This is a genomic window from Limimaricola soesokkakensis (genome assembly GCF_900172345.1).
Classification (GTDB): Bacteria; Pseudomonadota; Alphaproteobacteria; order Rhodobacterales; family Rhodobacteraceae; genus Limimaricola; species Limimaricola soesokkakensis.
Map to the genome: position 1 here is coordinate 455663 of NZ_FWFY01000001.1, position 17511 is coordinate 473173.

At 66.3% G+C, this 17511-nt stretch carries 17 protein-coding genes; 13 read left to right on the forward strand and 4 right to left on the reverse strand.

The genetic code is table 11. The features are described from left to right. The first annotated feature begins 2 nt into the window (after positions 1–2). The 12 genes from nuoH to LOS8367_RS02195 are packed head-to-tail and all read left to right on the forward strand — an operon-like array spanning position 3 to position 11901. Entirely contained in the window at positions 3–1043 is a 1041-nt protein-coding gene (gene nuoH, locus LOS8367_RS02140; protein ID WP_085894786.1) for an NADH-quinone oxidoreductase subunit NuoH, read from the forward strand. A gap of 2 nt (positions 1044–1045) precedes the next feature. Then, positions 1046–1540: an NADH-quinone oxidoreductase subunit NuoI gene (gene nuoI, locus LOS8367_RS02145; RefSeq protein ID WP_085894787.1), complete on the forward strand. Its 495-nt coding sequence runs from the start codon at positions 1046–1048 to the stop codon at positions 1538–1540. A 10-nt stretch (positions 1541–1550) separates the two neighbouring features. After that, complete coding sequence (locus LOS8367_RS02150; protein ID WP_085894788.1) at positions 1551–1961, forward strand: carboxymuconolactone decarboxylase family protein; 411 nt, start codon at positions 1551–1553, stop codon at positions 1959–1961. Continuing rightward, the gene (locus tag LOS8367_RS02155) at positions 1958–2566 is read left to right on the forward strand and encodes an NADH-quinone oxidoreductase subunit J (protein ID WP_085894789.1); all 609 of its coding nucleotides are present in this window, start codon (positions 1958–1960) and stop codon (positions 2564–2566) included. The genes LOS8367_RS02150 and LOS8367_RS02155 overlap by 4 nt, the downstream gene beginning before the upstream one ends. A 36-nt stretch (positions 2567–2602) precedes the next feature. Then, positions 2603–2932 (forward strand): NADH-quinone oxidoreductase subunit NuoK, encoded by a 330-nt coding sequence (nuoK, locus tag LOS8367_RS02160; protein WP_085894790.1) that lies wholly within the window; start codon positions 2603–2605, stop codon positions 2930–2932. Positions 2933–2939: 7 nt separating this feature from the next. Then, positions 2940–5105, forward strand: coding sequence for an NADH-quinone oxidoreductase subunit L (gene nuoL / locus LOS8367_RS02165; protein ID WP_085894791.1), 2166 nt, complete (start codon positions 2940–2942; stop codon positions 5103–5105). A gap of 3 nt (positions 5106–5108) precedes the next feature. Continuing rightward, positions 5109–6674, forward strand: coding sequence for an NADH-quinone oxidoreductase subunit M (locus LOS8367_RS02170; protein WP_085894792.1), 1566 nt, complete (start codon positions 5109–5111; stop codon positions 6672–6674). Positions 6675–6686: 12 nt separating this feature from the next. Then, on the forward strand, positions 6687–8120 hold the full coding sequence (nuoN, locus tag LOS8367_RS02175) for an NADH-quinone oxidoreductase subunit NuoN (RefSeq protein ID WP_085894793.1): 1434 nt from the start codon (positions 6687–6689) through the stop codon (positions 8118–8120). Positions 8121–8163: 43 nt separating this feature from the next. Continuing rightward, complete coding sequence (locus LOS8367_RS02180) at positions 8164–8874, forward strand: biotin--[acetyl-CoA-carboxylase] ligase (RefSeq protein ID WP_085894794.1); 711 nt, start codon at positions 8164–8166, stop codon at positions 8872–8874. A gap of 10 nt (positions 8875–8884) precedes the next feature. Beyond that, positions 8885–9658 (forward strand): type III pantothenate kinase, encoded by a 774-nt coding sequence (locus LOS8367_RS02185; protein ID WP_085894795.1) that lies wholly within the window; start codon positions 8885–8887, stop codon positions 9656–9658. Continuing rightward, complete coding sequence (locus LOS8367_RS02190; protein WP_085894796.1) at positions 9655–11322, forward strand: ribonuclease J; 1668 nt, start codon at positions 9655–9657, stop codon at positions 11320–11322. Before LOS8367_RS02185 ends, LOS8367_RS02190 begins: the two co-directional genes overlap by 4 nt. Before the next feature lie 57 nt (positions 11323–11379). Continuing rightward, positions 11380–11901, forward strand: coding sequence for a GNAT family N-acetyltransferase (locus tag LOS8367_RS02195; protein ID WP_085894797.1), 522 nt, complete (start codon positions 11380–11382; stop codon positions 11899–11901). Positions 11902–11937: 36 nt separating this feature from the next. Here the strand turns inward: LOS8367_RS02195 and LOS8367_RS02200 are convergent, their stop codons facing one another. Both LOS8367_RS02200 and LOS8367_RS02205 read right to left on the reverse strand, forming a co-directional pair. After that, entirely contained in the window at positions 11938–12576 is a 639-nt protein-coding gene (locus LOS8367_RS02200; protein WP_085894798.1) for a hypothetical protein, read from the reverse strand. Between the two features lie 14 nt (positions 12577–12590). Then, entirely contained in the window at positions 12591–14135 is a 1545-nt protein-coding gene (locus tag LOS8367_RS02205; RefSeq protein WP_085894799.1) for a DEAD/DEAH box helicase, read from the reverse strand. 197 nt (positions 14136–14332) lie between these two features. Here LOS8367_RS02205 and LOS8367_RS02210 point away from each other — a divergent pair, with 197 nt between their 5' ends. Further along, a complete protein-coding gene (locus LOS8367_RS02210) occupies positions 14333–14761 on the forward strand; it encodes an OsmC family peroxiredoxin (RefSeq protein WP_278247955.1) in 429 nt (142 codons plus the stop codon). Positions 14762–14820: 59 nt separating this feature from the next. Here LOS8367_RS02210 and LOS8367_RS02215 read toward each other — a convergent pair whose 3' ends face one another. Together LOS8367_RS02215 and LOS8367_RS02220 are read right to left on the reverse strand one after the other, a co-directional pair. Next, complete coding sequence (locus tag LOS8367_RS02215) at positions 14821–16416, reverse strand: peptide chain release factor 3 (protein WP_085894800.1); 1596 nt, start codon at positions 16414–16416, stop codon at positions 14821–14823. Between the two features lie 49 nt (positions 16417–16465). Then, positions 16466–17443, reverse strand: coding sequence for a Hint domain-containing protein (locus tag LOS8367_RS02220; RefSeq protein WP_085894801.1), 978 nt, complete (start codon positions 17441–17443; stop codon positions 16466–16468). Positions 17444–17511: the final 68 nt, after the last annotated feature.

A 17511-nucleotide genomic window follows, 5' to 3' on the forward strand; every position in this document is an offset into this window, starting at 1 on the left:
CCATGGTCGAATTCTTCACCGAAACCAGCATCGGAGCCGTGCTGCTGATCCTCGGTCAGTCTCTGCTGCTGATCGTGCCGCTGCTGGTGGCGCTGGCGTTCCTGCTGCTGGTCGACCGCAAGGTCTGGGCCGCGGTGCAGATGCGCAAGGGGCCCAACGTGGTCGGCCCCTTCGGCCTGCTGCAAAGCTTCGCCGACTTCCTGAAATACATCGTCAAGGAGGTGGTCGTGCCCGCCGGCGCCGACCGCTCGGTGTTCTTCTTGGCGCCGATGATCTCCTTCGTCATGGCGGTGATCGCCTGGGCGGTGATCCCCTTCGCCGATGGTTGGGTGCTGGCCGACCTCAACGTGGCGCTGCTCTACGTCTTCGCGGTGTCCTCGCTCGAGGTCTACGGCGTGATCATGGGCGGCTGGGCCTCGAACTCAAAATACCCGTTCCTCGGCTCGCTGCGCTCGGCCGCGCAGATGATCTCCTACGAGGTCTCGATCGGCCTGATCATCGTCGGCATCATCATCTCGACGGGCAGCCTGAACTTCGGCGCCATCGTGGCGGCGCAGGACGGCGATTTCGGCCTGTTCAACTGGTACTGGCTGCCGCATTTCCCGATGCTGTTCCTGTTCCTGATCTCGGCCATGGCCGAGACCAACCGCCCGCCCTTCGACCTGCCCGAAGCCGAATCCGAGCTCGTCGCCGGCTACCAGGTGGAATATTCCTCGACGCCGTTCCTGCTGTTCATGATCGGCGAATACGTCGCGATCGTGCTGATGTGCGCGCTGGTGTCGCTGATGTTCTTCGGCGGTTGGCTGTCGCCGATCCCCGGCCTGCCCGACGGCGTGCTGTGGATGGTCCTCAAGATGTTCTTCGTCTTCTTCATCTTCGCGATGGTGAAGGCGATCACCCCGCGCTACCGCTACGACCAGCTGATGCGCCTGGGCTGGAAGGTGTTCCTGCCGCTGTCGCTCGCCTGGGTCGTGATCGTGGCCTTCCTCGCGAAATTCGAGGTCCTGGGCGGGTTCTGGGCCCGCTGGACCCTGGGAGTCTGAGCATGACGCAAATCGACTACACCCGCGCCGCCAAGTATTTCCTGCTTCAGGATTTCGCCAAGGGCATGAAGCTGGGGCTGAAGTACTTCTTCGGCGCCAAGGCGACCGTGAACTACCCGCACGAGAAGGGCCCGCTCTCGGCCCGTTTCCGGGGCGAGCATGCGCTGCGCCGCTACCCCAGCGGGGAAGAGCGCTGCATCGCCTGCAAGCTGTGCGAGGCGGTCTGCCCGGCGCAGGCAATCACCATCGATGCCGAACCGCGCGAGGACGGCTCGCGCCGCACCACGCGCTACGACATCGACATGACCAAGTGCATCTATTGCGGCTTCTGTCAGGAGGCCTGCCCGGTCGACGCGATCGTCGAGGGGCCGAATTTCGAATACTCGACCGAGACCCGCGAGGAGCTCTACTACGACAAGGAAAAGCTGCTGGCGAATGGCGACCGTTGGGAAGCCGAGATCGCCCGCAACCTCGAGCTCGACGCGCCGTACCGCTGAGGACCACGCCGTGACCGATCAGAACCCCTTCGCGCAGATGATGAAGATGGGCCAAGACTGGGCCCGTCGGATGAATCCCGCGCTCGAGAGCTTCACGCCGAAGGGCTTCGAGCAGCTCTGGCCGACCATGCCCAAGGAGATGATGGAGGCGTTCATGGGACGCACCCTCAACCCCGAGGGGCTCGACGCCAAGACCCGGCTGCTGCTGACGCTGACCGGTCTGACCATCCTCGGCGCCCAGGCCGAGGCCCAGATCCGTCTCACCGTGCGCCACGCGCGGGAGGCGGGCGCTACGAAACAGGAGATCGCCGAGACCATCGCCCAGGCGGGGATGTTCGGCGGCGTGCCCGCGATGACCAAGGCGATGGAACTCGCCACCGAGGTCATGGACGAGGACACCGGAAAGGACACCGCACGATGACCGCCGCCGCCATCATCTTCTACCTCTTCGCGCTGTCGACCATCGTCGGCGGGCTGTTCACCGTGATCGCCCGCAACCCGGTGCACTCGGTGCTGTGGCTGATCCTCGCCTTCCTGAGCTCGGCCGGGCTGTTCATCCTGGTCGGCGCCGAGTTCGTGGCGCTGCTGCTGGTCATCGTCTATGTCGGCGCCGTCGCGGTGCTGTTCCTCTTCGTGGTGATGATGCTCGACGTCGATTTCGCCGAGCTGAAGGCGGAGATGGCCAAGTACATGCCGCTGGCGCTGCTGATCGGCGTCATCCTCCTGATGCAGCTGGCCCTGGCCTTCGGCGTCTGGGACTACTCCGAGGGCTATGACGAGCGCCTCGCCGCGCCCTTCGTCTTCGACGTCGAGAACACGCAGCTGCTCGGCCTGCTGATCTACGATCGCTACATCCTGCTGTTCCAGCTCGCGGGCCTCGTGCTGCTGGTGGCAATGATCGGCGCGATCGTGCTGACGATGCGGCACCGCAAGGACGTGAAGCGGCAGGACATCCTGGCGCAGATGTATCGCGATCCGGCCAAGACGCTGGAACTCAAGGACGTGAAGCCCGGCCAGGGCCTCTGATAGACCGCGAACGGGCCAAAGCCCGGAGGGACACTGATGGACGCTTATCTCGCTGAAGCCCCGATAGGGCTCGAACATTATCTCACCGTCGCGGCGGCGCTGTTCGTCATCGGCATCTTCGGGCTGTTCCTGAACCGCAAGAACGTCATCATCATCCTGATGTCGATCGAGCTGATGCTGCTCGCGGTGAACATCAACTTCGTCGCCTTCTCGGCCTATCTGGGCGACCTGGTCGGTCAGGTCTTCACGCTCTTCGTGCTGACCGTCGCGGCCGCCGAGGCGGCGATCGGCCTCGCCATTCTGGTCTGCTTCTTCCGGGTCCGCGGCACCATCGACGTCGAAGACGTCAACGTGATGAAAGGCTGAGGGGCGCATGGAAACGATCATCCTCTTCGCGCCCCTCGTCGGCGCACTGATCGCGGGCTTCGGCTGGCGGCTGATCTCCGAGGCGGGCGCGCAATGGGTCGCCACCTCGCTGGTCGGCCTGTCCTGCCTGCTGTCGTGGATCGTGTTCCTCGGCCATGACGGCCAGATGGAGCAGATCCAGATCCTGCGCTGGATCGAGAGCGGCTCGCTCTCGACCGACTGGGCGATCCGGCTCGACCGTCTGACCGCGATCATGCTGATCGTGATCAACACGGTCTCGTTCCTCGTGCATCTCTACAGCTTCGGCTACATGGCGCATGACGAGAACTTCCGCCCCGGCGAAAGCTACCGGCCGCGCTTCTTCGCCTATCTGTCCTTCTTCACCTTCGCGATGCTCGCGCTGGTGACCGCCGACAACCTCGTGCAGATGTTCTTCGGCTGGGAAGGCGTCGGCGTCGCATCCTACCTGCTGATCGGCTTCTACTATCGCAAGCCTTCGGCCAATGCCGCCGCGATGAAGGCCTTCATCGTCAACCGCGTCGGCGATTTCGGCTTTGCGCTCGGGATCTTCGCGCTGTTCTTCCTCGCGGATTCGATCAACTTCTCCGACATCTTCGCCGCGGCGCCGGTGATGGCGCGGATGGAGCTCGAATTCCTCGGCCTGGAGTTCCGGGCACTCGAGATCGTCTCGCTGCTGCTGTTCATCGGCGCGATGGGCAAGTCGGCCCAGCTGCTGCTCCACACCTGGCTCCCCGACGCGATGGAAGGCCCGACCCCGGTCTCGGCGCTGATCCATGCCGCGACCATGGTGACGGCGGGCGTGTTCCTCGTGTGCCGGATGTCGCCGATCCTCGAATTCGCGCCCGACGCCAAGGCGATCATCGTCTTCATCGGCGCTACCACCGCCTTCTTCGCCGCGACCGTGGGTCTGGTGCAGAACGACATCAAGCGCGTGATCGCCTATTCGACCTGTTCGCAGCTGGGCTACATGTTCGTGGCGGCCGGTTCGGGCGTCTACTCGGTCGCGATGTTCCATCTCTTCACCCACGCCTTCTTCAAGGCGCTGCTGTTCCTCGGGGCCGGCTCGGTCATCCATGCGATGCATCATGAGCAGGACATGCGGAACTATGGCGGGCTGCGGAAGAAGATCCCCTATACCTTCTGGGCGATGATGATCGGCACGCTGGCGATCACCGGCGTCGGCATCCCCCTGACCCATTTCGGCTTCGCTGGTTTCCTGTCGAAGGACGCGATCATCGAAAGCGCCTATGCCGGTGCCACACCCTATGCCTTCTGGCTCCTGGTGATCGCCGCCGCGATGACGAGCTTCTATTCCTGGCGGCTTATCTTCATGACCTTCTTCGGCAAGCCGCGCGGCGATCATCACACGCATGACCATGCGCATGAGAGCCCCGGCACGATGCTGGTCCCGCTGGGCGTGCTGTCGCTCGGGGCGGTCCTCGCCGGCATGCTGTGGTACGGGCCCTTCTTCGGCGATCACGCCCGGGTCTCGCAGTATTTCGGCATTCCGTCGGCCCATGCCGAGGCCAGTGACGGCCACGCCGAGGCCAGTGACGGCCATGGCGAAGGCGTCGTCGCCGCGACCGACGAGCTGGCCGAGGGCGATCTCGAGCACGCCGCCGATGCGGTGGCCGAGGACGATGCGGGCCACACCGTCGAGGCCGATGGTCATGGCGCAGTCGCCACGATCGCGGCGCCGGGGCAGGGGTCGATCTACATGGCGCCCGACAACCACGTCCTCGACGACGCGCACCACGCGCCGGTCTGGGTCAAGGTGAGCCCCTTCGTCGCCATGCTGCTTGGTCTGAGCCTCGCCTGGCTGATGTATATCCGTCGTCCGGAGCTGCCCGCGCAGCTCGCGGCGAACCAGCGGCCGCTCTACAACTTCCTGCTCAACAAGTGGTACTTCGACGAGCTTTACGACTTCGTCTTCGTTCGGCCCGCGCAGGCCATCGGCCGGTTCTTCTGGACCAAGGGCGACGGCAGCGTCATCGACGGCGGCATCAACGGCGTGGCGATGGGCATCGTGCCCTTCTTCACCCGCCTCGCCGGCCGCGCGCAGAACGGATACGTCTTTACCTACGCCTTCGCGATGGTTCTGGGCCTGGCCCTGATCCTGACCTGGATGACCTTGGCCGGGGGGGCCGAATAACAGATGGGCAACCTTCTCTCTCTGACCACCTTCATCCCGCTTCTGGGTGCCGGCATCCTCGCGCTGTTCCTGCGCGGCGATGACGTCGCAGCGCAGCGCAACGCCAAGTGGGTGGCACTGGCCACCACCGTCTTCACCTTCGTGGTGTCGCTGTTCATCCTTACGGGCTTCGACGCCGAGGCGCCGGGCTTCCAGTTCGTCGAGGATCGCCAGTGGCTCTTGGGCATGCGCTACAAGCTCGGCGTCGACGGCATCTCGCTTCTGTTCGTGATGCTGACCACCTTCCTGATGCCGCTCGTCATCGCCGCCTGCTGGGACGTGTCGCACCGGGTCAAGGAATACATGATCGCCTTTCTGGTGCTCGAGACGCTGATGATCGGCGTGTTCGTGGCGCTCGACCTCGTGCTGTTCTACCTGTTCTTCGAGGCAGGCCTGATCCCGATGTTCCTGATCATCGGCATCTGGGGCGGCAAGGACCGCATCTATGCGAGCTTCAAGTTCTTCCTCTACACCTTCCTCGGCTCGGTGCTGATGCTGGTGGCGATGGTGGTGATGTTCGCGCAGGCGGGCACGACCGACATCCCAACGCTGATGGGCTACAACTTCTCGTCCGAGAGCTTCCCGATCCTCGGGGTGCAGATCGTCGGCGGCGTGCAGACGCTTCTCTGGTTCGCCTTCTTCGCCAGCTTCGCGGTGAAGATGCCGATGTGGCCGGTCCATACTTGGCTGCCCGACGCCCACGTGCAGGCGCCGACCGCCGGTTCGGTGGTTCTGGCCGCAATCCTGCTGAAGATGGGTGGCTACGGCTTCCTGCGCTTCTCGCTGCCGATGTTCCCGGTCGCCTCCGAGATCTGGGCACCGCTGGTGCTGTGGCTCTCGGCCATCGCCATCGTCTACACCTCGCTGGTGGCGCTGGTGCAGAAGGACATCAAGAAGCTGATCGCCTATAGCTCGGTCGCCCATATGGGCTTCGTCACCGCCGGCATCTTCGCACTGAACCAACAGGGCCTCGACGGCGCGGTGTTCCAGATGATCAGCCACGGCTTCATCTCAGGCGCGCTCTTCCTTGGCGTCGGCGTGATCTACGACCGGATGCATACCCGCGACATCGACGCCTATGGCGGCCTCGTGAATCGGATGCCGGCCTATGCTGCGGTGTTCATGCTGTTCACCATGGCCAATGTCGGCCTGCCGGGCACCAGCGGCTTCGTGGGCGAATTCCTGACGCTGATGGGCATGTTCCAGGCCAACACCTGGGTCGCGGCGGTGGCCACCACCGGCGTCATCTTCTCGGCGGCCTACGCGCTCTATCTCTACCGCCGGGTCGTCATGGGCGACCTGATCAAGGAAAGCCTGAAGTCGATCACCGACATGACCGCCCGCGAGAAGTGGATCTTCGCGCCGCTCGTCGTCATGACGATCCTGCTCGGCGTCTATCCGAGCCTCGTCACCGACATCACCGGACCGAGCGTCGCGGCGCTCGTGGACCAGGTCGAGGTCGCGGTCGCGGCGCATGGCTCCGAGAGCGCCATCGCCTCGGCCGAGGTCGCGGCCCCGGCACAGCACTAAGGACCAGGACACATGTTCTCACTCGATCTCCAGACCGTCCTGCCCGAGGTGATCCTCTCGGTCTATGCGATGGTCGCGCTCATGGCGGGCGTCTACACCACCAAGGATAAGTCCGCCGGTCTCCTGATCTGGGCGACCGCGGCGATGTTCGCGCTCGTCGCGTTCCTGATCGCCACCCGCGAGGGCACCGATCCGGCCTTCTTCGGCAGCTTCGTCGACGACGGCTTCGCCCGCTTCTCCAAGGTGACGATCCTGCTCTCGGCCGCCGTGGTGCTGGTGATGAGCCAGGAATACCTGGCGCGTCGCAACCTGCTGCGGTTCGAGTACCCGGTGCTCGTGGCCCTCGCCGTGGTCGGCATGATGGTGATGGTTTCGGCCGGCGACCTGATGGTGCTCTACATGGGCATCGAACTGCAGTCGCTCGCCATGTATGTCGTGGCCTCGCTGCGTCGCGACAGCGAGAAGTCGACTGAGGCCGGCCTCAAATACTTCGTGCTGGGTGCGCTCAGCTCGGGGCTGATGCTCTACGGCGCCTCGCTGGTCTACGGCTTCGCCGGCACCACCCAGTTCGAGGGCATCTTCCTGGCGACCGCCGTGGACGTGCCGCTCGGCCTGATCTTCGGCCTCGTCTTCCTGCTGGTGGGCTTCGCCTTCAAGGTCTCGGCCGCGCCGTTCCACATGTGGACCCCCGACGTCTACGAGGGCGCGCCGACCCCCGTGACCGCCTTCATGGCGACCGCGCCCAAGATGGCCGCCATCGCGCTCTTCGCCCGGGTCGTCTTCGACGGCTTCGGCGGCGTGGTCGGCGACTGGCAGCAGATCGTGGCTTTCCTGTCGGTGGTCTCGGTGTTCTGGGGCGGCGTCGCGGCGATCGGTCAGACCAACATCAAGCGCCTGATGGCCTATTCCTCGATCGCCCATATGGGCTTTGCACTGATGGGCCTCGCCTCGGGCACCGCCTTCGGCGTGCAGGCGATGCTGATCTACATGGCGATCTACGTCATCATGAACATCGGCACCTTCGCCTTCATCCTGTCGATGGAGCGCGATGGCCGCCCGGTGACCGACATCGGTGCGCTGCACATGTATTCGCGCTACGCGCCGATGCGCGCGCTGGCGATGCTGGTGCTGCTGTTCTCGCTCGCCGGCGTGCCGCCGATGGTCGGCTTCTTCGGCAAGCTCTACGTGCTGCGCGCGGCCTATGAGGGCGGGCTGACCTGGCTTGCGGTGCTCGGCGTGATCGCCTCGGTGATCGGTGCCTTCTACTACCTGCGCATCGTCTACTACATGTATTTCGGCGAAGAGCGCGAAGCGCTCGACACCGGCACCTCGCCGCTGCTCTGGGGCGTTCTCATGGCCTCGGCCGCCGTGATGGTGTTCGGCGTCATCAATCTCTTCGGCATCGAGCCCCTGGCCGCTGCCGCGGCGGCGACCCTTGTCAACTGACGCCACATCCCGCGGGCTCTGGCCCGAGGGGTGGGAACGGGTCGTGCTCGACACCGTCGACAGCACCATGGCCGAGGCCGCGCGACGCGCGGCCTCTGGCCTTGCCGGGCCCACCTGGATCATGGCGCATCAGCAGACGTCGGGCCGCGGCCGGCGTGGCCGCGACTGGTCGAGCCAGCCCGGCAACCTTGCCGCGACGCTCGTCTACAAGCCCGAGGCCACGCCGGCCGAGGCCGCGCGTCGCAGCTTCCTTGCCGCGGTGGCGCTGTTCGAGGCGCTGGCGATCCATGTCGACCGGACCCGTCTGTCGCTCAAATGGCCCAACGACGTGCTGCTCGACGGCGGCAAGGTCGCGGGCATCCTGCTGGAGAGCGCCGGACAGGGGCCCTATGTCGACTGGCTCGCCATCGGCGTCGGGGTGAACCTCGCCTCGCGCCCGGCGGGGCTGCGCGGCGTGGCCTTTCCGCCCGTCGCGGTCGCCGATAACGGCGGGCCGCTGGTCGATCCGGAGGAGTTCCTGACCCACCTCGCCGATGCCTTCGCCACCGAAGAGGGCAAGCTCGATGCCTTCGGTTTCGGGCGGATTCGCGAGGACTGGCTGCGCCACGCGGCACGGCTGGGCGAGGTGATCACCGCGCGCACCGGGGCGGACGAGATCACCGGCGTGTTCGAGAATGTGGACGAGGCCGGCAACCTGATGCTCAGGACGCCCAAGGGCCTGCGCGCGATCAGCGCCGCCGACGTGTTTTTCTGAAGGTCCCGAGATGCTACTCGCCATCGATTGCGGCAACACCAACACCGTGTTCTCGATCTGGAACGGCACCGAGTTCCTCGCCACTTGGCGCACCTCGACCGAGTGGCAGCGCACGGCCGACCAGTATTTCGTCTGGCTCTCGACGCTGATGAAGATGCGCGGCATCGAGGCCGAGATCGACGAGATGATCATCTCCTCGACCGTGCCGCGCGTGGTGTTCAACCTGCGGGTCTTGGGCGACCGCTACTTTAACTGCCGCCCGCTCGTGGTCGGCAAGCCTGACTGCCGCCTGCCGGTGGCGCCGCGCGTCGACGCGGGCACCCAGGTCGGTCCCGACCGGCTGGTGAACACGGTGGGCGCCTGGGACCGGCATGGCGGCGACATCGTCGTGGTGGATTTCGGCACGGCGACCACCTTCGACGTTGTGGATACCGATGGCGCCTATGTCGGCGGCGTCATCTCGCCCGGCGTGAACCTGAGCCTCGAGGCGCTGCACCAGGCGGCGGCGGCGCTGCCGCATGTCGATGTGAGCAAGCCCGAGAAGGTCATCGGCACCAACACGGTCGCCTGCATGCAGTCGGGCATCTTCTGGGGCTATGTCGGCCTCGTACGCGGCATATGCGACCGCATCCGGGCGGAGCGCGACCGTCCGATGCGGATCATCGGAACCGGGGGGCTTGCGCCTCTCTTCGCGCAGGGCGACATGCTCTTCGACGATATCGAAGACGATTTGACGATGCACGGGCTGACCGTCATCCACAGCTACAACAAGGAGACCGCATGAGCGGCGAAAGACTGATCTACCTTCCTCTCGGCGGCGCCGGCGAGATCGGCATGAACGCCTATGTCTACGGCTACGGCAAACCGGGGCAGGAACGGCTGATCGTCGTCGATCTCGGCGTGACCTTCCCCGACATGGACACGACCCCGGGCGTCGATCTCATCATGCCCGACATCTCGTGGCTCGAGGCGCGCAAGGATCGCATCGACGCGATCTTCATCACCCACGCGCATGAGGACCATGTCGGCGCGGTCGGCCATTTCTGGAAGCGCCTCGGCGCCACGATCCACGCGCGCAAGTTCACAGCAGCGATCGCGCGTCACAAGCTCGACGAGCATGGCGCCCCCGAAAGCATCCTGAACGTGGTCGAGCCCTGGCCCGCGACGGTCGATGCCGGGCCGTTCAAAGTGGGCTTCGTGCCGATCAGCCACTCGATCCCCGAAAGCTCGGGTCTCGTGATCGACAGCCCTGAGGGCCGGGTGCTGCATTCGGGCGATTTCAAGGTCGACCACACCCCGGTCGTGGGCGAGCCCTTCAACCCCGACCTCTGGTCCGAGATCTCCAAGGGTGGCGTCAAGGCGCTGGTCTGCGACTCGACCAACGTGTTCTCGCCGCTGCCGGGCCGTTCCGAAGCGACGCTGGCGCCCGAGATCGAGAAACTGATCGCGGCGCAGCCGGGCATGGTGGTGGCCACGACCTTCGCCTCGAACGTGGCACGTCTCAAGACCATCGCCATCGCCGCCGACCGGGCCGGGCGCACCGTCTGCCTGCTGGGCCGCGCCATGCGCCGCATGGTCGAGACCGCGACCGAATGCGGGCTGCTGCACGGCTTTCCCAAGACCGTGGGCCCGGAAGAGGCCGCTTCGATCCCGCGCGAGAACCTGCTCCTGCTGGTCACCGGCAGCCAGGGCGAGCGCCGCGCGGCCAGCGCGCAGCTGGCGCAGGGCTCCTATCTCGGGCTGAAGTTGCAGGAGGGCGACAGCTTCCTGTTCTCCTCGCGCACCATCCCGGGCAACGAGCGCGGCGTGATCAAGATCATGAACCAGCTCTCGGAGAAGGGCGTGGACGTGATCGAGGACACGCATGGCCTCTTCCACGTCTCGGGCCACGCCAACCGACCCGACTTGCAGCTGCTGCACGACATCGTGCGGCCGCAGTTCCTCGTGCCGATGCATGGCGAGCATCGCCATCTGCGTGAGCACGTGAAGCTCGGCCTCGAGCGGGGTCTGCCGGGGATCGTCGCGGTCAACGGCATGATGCTCGACCTGTCGGGCAACGCGCCCAAGGTGGCCGAGTACATCGACACCGGCCGCAGCTATCTCGACGGTTCGGTGATGATCGGCGCGATGGACGGCATCGTGCGCGACCGGATCCGGATGGCGCTCAACGGCCATGTCACCGTGACCATGATCATCGACGAGAACGACGAGCCGCTCGGTGATCCGTGGTGCGAGATCATGGGCCTGCCGGAGAAGGGCCGCTCGAACGCGCCGCTGGTGGAGACGCTCGAAGGCGACCTGGCCCAGTTCGTCAACAAGGCGGGCCGCCGGATGCTGCGCGACGAGGACAAGCTCGACCGCGAACTCAAGCGCATCGCGCGCTCGACCACTCAGGCCGAGACCGGCAAGAAGCCCGAGGTCAACGTCGTGGTGAGCCGGCTGAGCTGATCCCGGGAGGGGGACGGGTGCACCGCGCGCTCGTCCCCCGCCGATGGGCCGCTTGCAATGGCGAGCGGCGAGGCCGTCTGGAGCGCTGTGATGACGGGGCCACTCAAGGTCGAGACGATCCCCGAGGCGGCGATCATTCCCTTGGCGTCGCTATGGCACGATGGCTGGCACGAGGCGCATGATCATCTCGTGCCGTCATACGACGCCGCGACCCGTTCCCGAGGACGTTTCGCGGATCGACTTCGCCGTGAGCACCCGTCCGGACGAATGGTCCGGCTGGAAGATCGGCCGGTCGGCCTCTGCCTGACCAGCGGGGCCGAAATCTCCCAACTTTTCGTTGATGTAACCGCGCGGCGCCTCGGCGTCGGCCGAGTGTTGCTTGCCGATGTGGAGCGGCACATTGCGCTGTCCGGCCACGACGAAGCCTCGCTCACGGTGGTGCAGGGCAACGACCAAGCGCGCGGCTTCTACGAGCGACATGGTTGGCGGCGCGACGGGCTGACCACGATCGAGATCAAGCACGGATCGCGGTCGGCTGTCCTCTATCTCTGGCGATTTGCCAAGACGGTGATGTGCTGACGGACGCGCCGTGCCTCTGGCCCAGAGGTCCGGCCGTTAGCCGCTGCACACATAGACAGCGCCGCCGATCACAACAACCGACGCGGCGGCGGCGCCGAGCGCGACGGGGCCGGTTAGGGCGGCAGTGACGCCGGGCGCGGCGGTGCCGATGCTGGTGGCAAGCCATTCCGCCGTTCCCTTCAGAACCAGCGCGCCCGAGCTATGTAGCAATCGCTCGGGCTCGGCCACGGCCTCGGCAGGTGTCGGCGGCGGTGCCAGCATCAGCCCGGCCAAGGTGGTGCCGGTATCGACCGCAGCATTGACCCGGTCGCAGGTGGTGACGCTGCACTGCGCGGTCGTGCCGCGCGTGCCGGGCACCAGCAACCAACCATCATCGTCGGGATCGGGCTGGAGGCAGTAGCCATCGGTTTCCTCGTGAGGCAGCTCCACCGCGAGATAGGTGAACAGCACCCGGCTGTCGCAGGCGGGCGGGCTGCCCCACGCCTTGTTCCAGACCTTGCCGGGCCAGCGCGACATTCGCTCGCGCGTACCCAGCTCGGTCTCGAAATCGATGGAATCATCGTAGGTCACGACCGTCTCGTGGCCGTTGACCGAGGCGCGGCAATGCGTCTCCTCGGCCTGCGCGGGCAGGGCCGGGATCGCGGCGGCGAGAGCGAGGGAGAGAAGGACCCGCATCGTGGTGGCGCGCCTCAGCCGGCGCGCCGCTCCTCGAAGCTCTTGAGGATGAAGGCGGGCGTGTCTTCGCCCATGCCGACGACCTCTTCTTCGCGGGTCTCCTGGCGACGACGATCGCGGCCCTGATGGCTCCGCTGGCCACCGCGCTGCTCGTTGCGGCGGGGCTCGACGGGGGCGGGTTCGGCGGCCTTCTCCGGCTTGGGCTCGGGCGCCTGCTCGATCTTGGGCTCCGGCTTCGGCTCGGCTTCGGGCTTGGCCTCGACCGGCTTCGGAGCCGCCGTTTCGGGCTTGGCCTCGGGCTTCGCCTCGTCGCGGCTGCGCGACCGGCTGCGCGAGCGGGAGCGACGCGGGCGCTCCTCTTCGCCGGCGGCCTCGGTGGCGGGCGCTTCGGCCGCGGCGGGCTTCGCCGCACCGCGCGGATCGTCGAGGCGCGGGATCGCGTTCTGCACGAGGCGCTCGACGTCGTCGAGGTTCTTCTCGTCGCGCGGGCTGCAGATCATGATCGCGGTGCCCTTGCGGCCGGCGCGGCCGGTGCGGCCGATCCGGTGCACGTAGTCCTCGGCGTGGCTCGGCACGTCGAAGTTGAAGACGTGGCTGACCGAAGGCACGTCGAGGCCGCGCGCGGCGACGTCGGAGGCCACGAGGATCTTCACCTCGCCGGCACGGAAGCCGTCGAGCGTACGGGTGCGCTGGCTCTGCTCGAGATCGCCGTGGATCGGCTCGGCGTCGTAGCCGTGCTTCTTGAGACTCTTGGCCACCACGTCCACATCCATCTTGCGATTGCAGAAGATGATCGCGTTGGTGCAGGCCTCGCCCTCGGCATCGATCAAGGCCCGCAGCAGATCGCGTTTCTCGCCCGCCTCGCGGTCCTTGCGGCTGGCGCGGAACATGACCACGCCCTGCTTGATGTTCTCGCCCGTGGTGGCGGCGCGAGCCACCTCGATCTTCTCGGGGTTCGACAGGAAGGTGTTGGTGATCCGCTCGATCTCGGGCGCCATGGTGGCCGAGAAGAACAGCGTCTGGCGAGTGAAGGGCGTCAGGCCGAAGATCCGCTCGATATCTGGAATGAAGCCCATGTCGAGCATCCGGTCGGCCTCGTCCACGACCATGATCTGCACGCCGGTGAGCAGCAGCTTGCCGCGCTCGAAATGGTCGAGCAGTCGGCCCGGGGTGGCGATCAGCACGTCGACGCCCTTGTCGATCAGCGTGTCCTGTTCCTTGAACGACACGCCGCCGATCAGCAGCGCCTTGGTGAGCTTGGTGTGCTTGGCATAGGTGTCGAAGTTCTCGGCCACCTGAGCCGCGAGCTCGCGGGTCGGGCAGAGCACGAGGGAGCGCGGCATCCGGGCGCGGGCTCGGCCACGACCGAGAAGCGTGATCATCGGCAGCACGAAGCTCGCGGTCTTGCCGGTACCGGTCTGCGCGATGCCGAGCACGTCGCGACCCTCGAGCGCCGGCGGAATGGCGCCGGCCTGGATCGGGGTCGGGGTCTCGTAGCCGGCCTCTGAGACGGCCTTGAGCACCTTGGGGTCGAGGTTGAGATCGTTGAACTGGGTCATGTGAGCCTTTCGAGACTGCGGCACCGATTGGCCGCAGGAGCAGGCGCGGCCCGCCCGGCCGGATTGCCGGGTCGTTCGACTTGGCCCGCCATATGCCGAAAGCCCGCACGGGTCAAGTTTGGCGGCGGAACGGCCCCGGAGCGCGGGCGTTGGGCCCGATAGCCCCGTGACCGGGGTGCCACGAGATGGAGGCGGTGATGATCAAGAAACACGGCAAGGCGCATTGGAGCGGCGGCATCAAGGAGGGCGGCGGCGAAATTTCGACCCAGACCGGCGTGTTGAAGGATCAGCCCTATGGCTTCAACGCCCGTTTCGAAGGCGGTCCCGGCACCAACCCCGAGGAGTTGATCGGTGCGGCGCATGCGGCCTGCTATGCGATGGCGCTGTCGCTCGAATTGGGCAAGGACGAGCTGACCGCCGATGACATCGACGTCCAGTCCACCGTGTCGCTGGAAAAGGTGGGCGAGGGGTTCGAGATCACAAAGATCCACCTCGACGTGACCGCGAAGGTCCCGGGCGCCTCGGAAGAGCAGTTCCGCAAGGCGACGGAGGCCACAAAGACCGGCTGCCCGGTCTCGAAGCTGCTGAAGGCCGCCGAGATCACGATGGATGCGAAGCTGGCCTGATCGGCCCGATCCCGCTCAAGACAGGAGAGGCGGTCCCGAAGGGCCGCCTCTTCGAGGTTCTACACCATCATTTCCTTGGTCGCGGTGAGACGGATCTCGGGGTGATCCCGCTCCACCCGGTCGATGTCCCACTGCATCCGCGTGAGATAGACGAGATCGCCGTCATTGTCGGTGGCGAGATGCTGCTTGTTCTTGGCGGCAAAGGCCTCGACCGCTGCCTTGTCGCCCGCCATCCAGCGCGCCGATGTGAACTGCGACGGCTCGAAGCGCACGGGAAGCCCGTATTCCATCTCGATCCGGCTGGCGAGCACCTCGAACTGCAGCGCGCCGACGACGCCGACGATGAAGCCCGATCCGAAGGTCGGCTTGAACACCTTGGCCGCGCCTTCCTCGGCAAATTGCGACAGCGCCTTGTCGAGATGCTTGGCCTTCATCGGATCACCGGCGCGGCAGGTCTGCAGGAGTTCCGGCGCGAAGGAGGGGATGCCCGCGACGCGCAGCATCTCGCCTTCGGTCAACGTGTCGCCGATGCGCAGCTGGCCGTGGTTGGGGATGCCGATGATGTCGCCGGCCCAGGCTTCCTCGGCCAACTCGCGGTCGGAGGCGAGGAACAGCACCGGGTTGGTGATCGCCATGGTCTTCTTGGAGCGCACATGGGTGAGCTTCATGCCGCGCTCGAAATGCCCCGAGGCGAGACGGACGAAAGCCACGCGGTCGCGGTGCTTGGGGTCCATGTTGGCCTGCACCTTGAAGACGAAGCCCGTGACCTTGCCCTCTTCGGGCGCGATCTCGCGCGGCTGCGCCTTCTGGACCTGCGGCTCGGGGCCGTAGGTGCCGATGCCCTCCATCAGCTCGCGTACGCCGAAGCTGTTGATCGCCGAGCCGAACCAGATCGGCGTCATGTGGCCCTCGAGCACCGCCTGCGGGTCGAGCGCGGGCAAGAGCTCGCGCGCCATCTCGACCTCTTCGCGCAGCTTTTCCAGCAGATGCGCGGGCACGTGATCGGCCATCTTCGGGTCGTCGAGCCCGTCGATGGCGATGCTCTCGGCGACGCGGTTGCGGTCGGCACGGTCGATCAGCTCGAGCCGGTCGCGCAGCAGGTCGTAGCAGCCCAGGAAATCGCGCCCGACGCCGATCGGCCAGGAGGCGGGCGTCACGTCGATGGCGAGGTTCTCCTGGATCTCGTCGATGATCTCGAAGGTGTCGCGGCTCTCGCGGTCCATCTTGTTGCAGAAGGTCAGGATCGGCAGATCGCGTAGGCGGCAAACCTCGAACAGCTTGCGGGTCTGGCTCTCGACGCCCTTGGCACCGTCGATCACCATCACGGCCGCATCAACGGCCGTCAGCGTACGGTAGGTGTCCTCGGAAAAGTCCGAGTGGCCTGGCGTGTCGACGAGGTTGAACCGGAAGTTCTTGAAGTCGAAGGACATCGCTGAGGCCGAGACCGAGATGCCCCGGTCCTTTTCCATCTGCATGAAGTCCGAGCGGGTACGCCGCGCCTCGCCCTTGGCGCGGACCTGTCCGGCCATCTGGATCGCGCCGCCGAACAGCAGGAACTTCTCGGTCAGCGTCGTCTTGCCGGCGTCCGGATGCGAGATGATCGCGAATGTCCGACGGCGGGCGATTTCGGGCGGGAGGGCGGGGCGGTTGTCCATGCGCGCCTCATAGAGAATTGCCGCGCGGGGGGCAATCGGCCGGTGGCGCCTAGAGCCCGGAGGCCCGGCGCAGCAGCGCCACGGCGTCGGCGCCGGGCAGCAGGCTTTCGGAAACCTCGTAGGACAGGCCGCGCGGATGGCTATGGCGCGCGATGTCGTCGGGCAGAACCGCGGCGTTGCGCCGGTCCACCAGCAGGGATTCGGCGGCGATCCCCTCGGCATAGACGATCTGGTGATCGTCGAAGACCAGTTGGAAATAGTCGACGAAGCCGCCCTCGACCTGGATCACGCTGTCGTCATCGACCAGGTGGCGGACCTTGATCATCAATTCGGACCGGCCGGTGCCGAGGTGGTCTTCGCGCTGCCAGACGAAGACCCGGTGTTCCGGGCTGAGCAGAAGGTCGCGCGCATTGTTCAGCGCGCCCGCCCGGATCAGAACCGGCGCGAAGCGGCCAGTGGCGCGCAAGGTGGTCCGACCGACCCAGCGCAGCGCCTGCGGTCCGTCATCGCGGGTCAGGATACGGTCGCCGGGCGCCAGCTCCTCGACCGGCACCTGCGCGCCGCTGCTCAGGGCGATCCGCGTGCCGCGGGTGAACGAGGCGCAGGCCACCTGCGCCAGCCGGGTGGTGCCCGCATGGCGGTCGATACCGACGAGGCGGTAATCCTCGCCCTCGCTCATCCGGCCCAGCGGCAACAGGTAGATCGCGACGGCGGCCCCCGCCTCGACCTCGACCAGCACCACCGCCTCGCCGATGCTGCCGTCCCGGGCCGACAGCGACAGGCAGCTGTCGATATGCACCGATCGGCCTGCCTGCCCGTCCACGCCTCCCGCCTCGATCCGAAAGCCGCCCTCGGCGTCCGGGCGCAGGGTCAGTTGGCGGCGTCGCGCGCCAGGGGCGAGGCGATAGATGTCGTCGGGGACCAACTCGTCGGCGAAGCTCAGCGCCTCGCCGCGGGCCACGCCTTGAGAGACGGTGAAATCGGCGGCGTCGATGACGGCGAGTTGTTGGAGTTGGCCGGTTTCCATGCACGTCTCCCCAGCGGCATTGCATGCGCGCGACATCATTGCCCGGCCCGGTTGCCGATGCTAGGCCA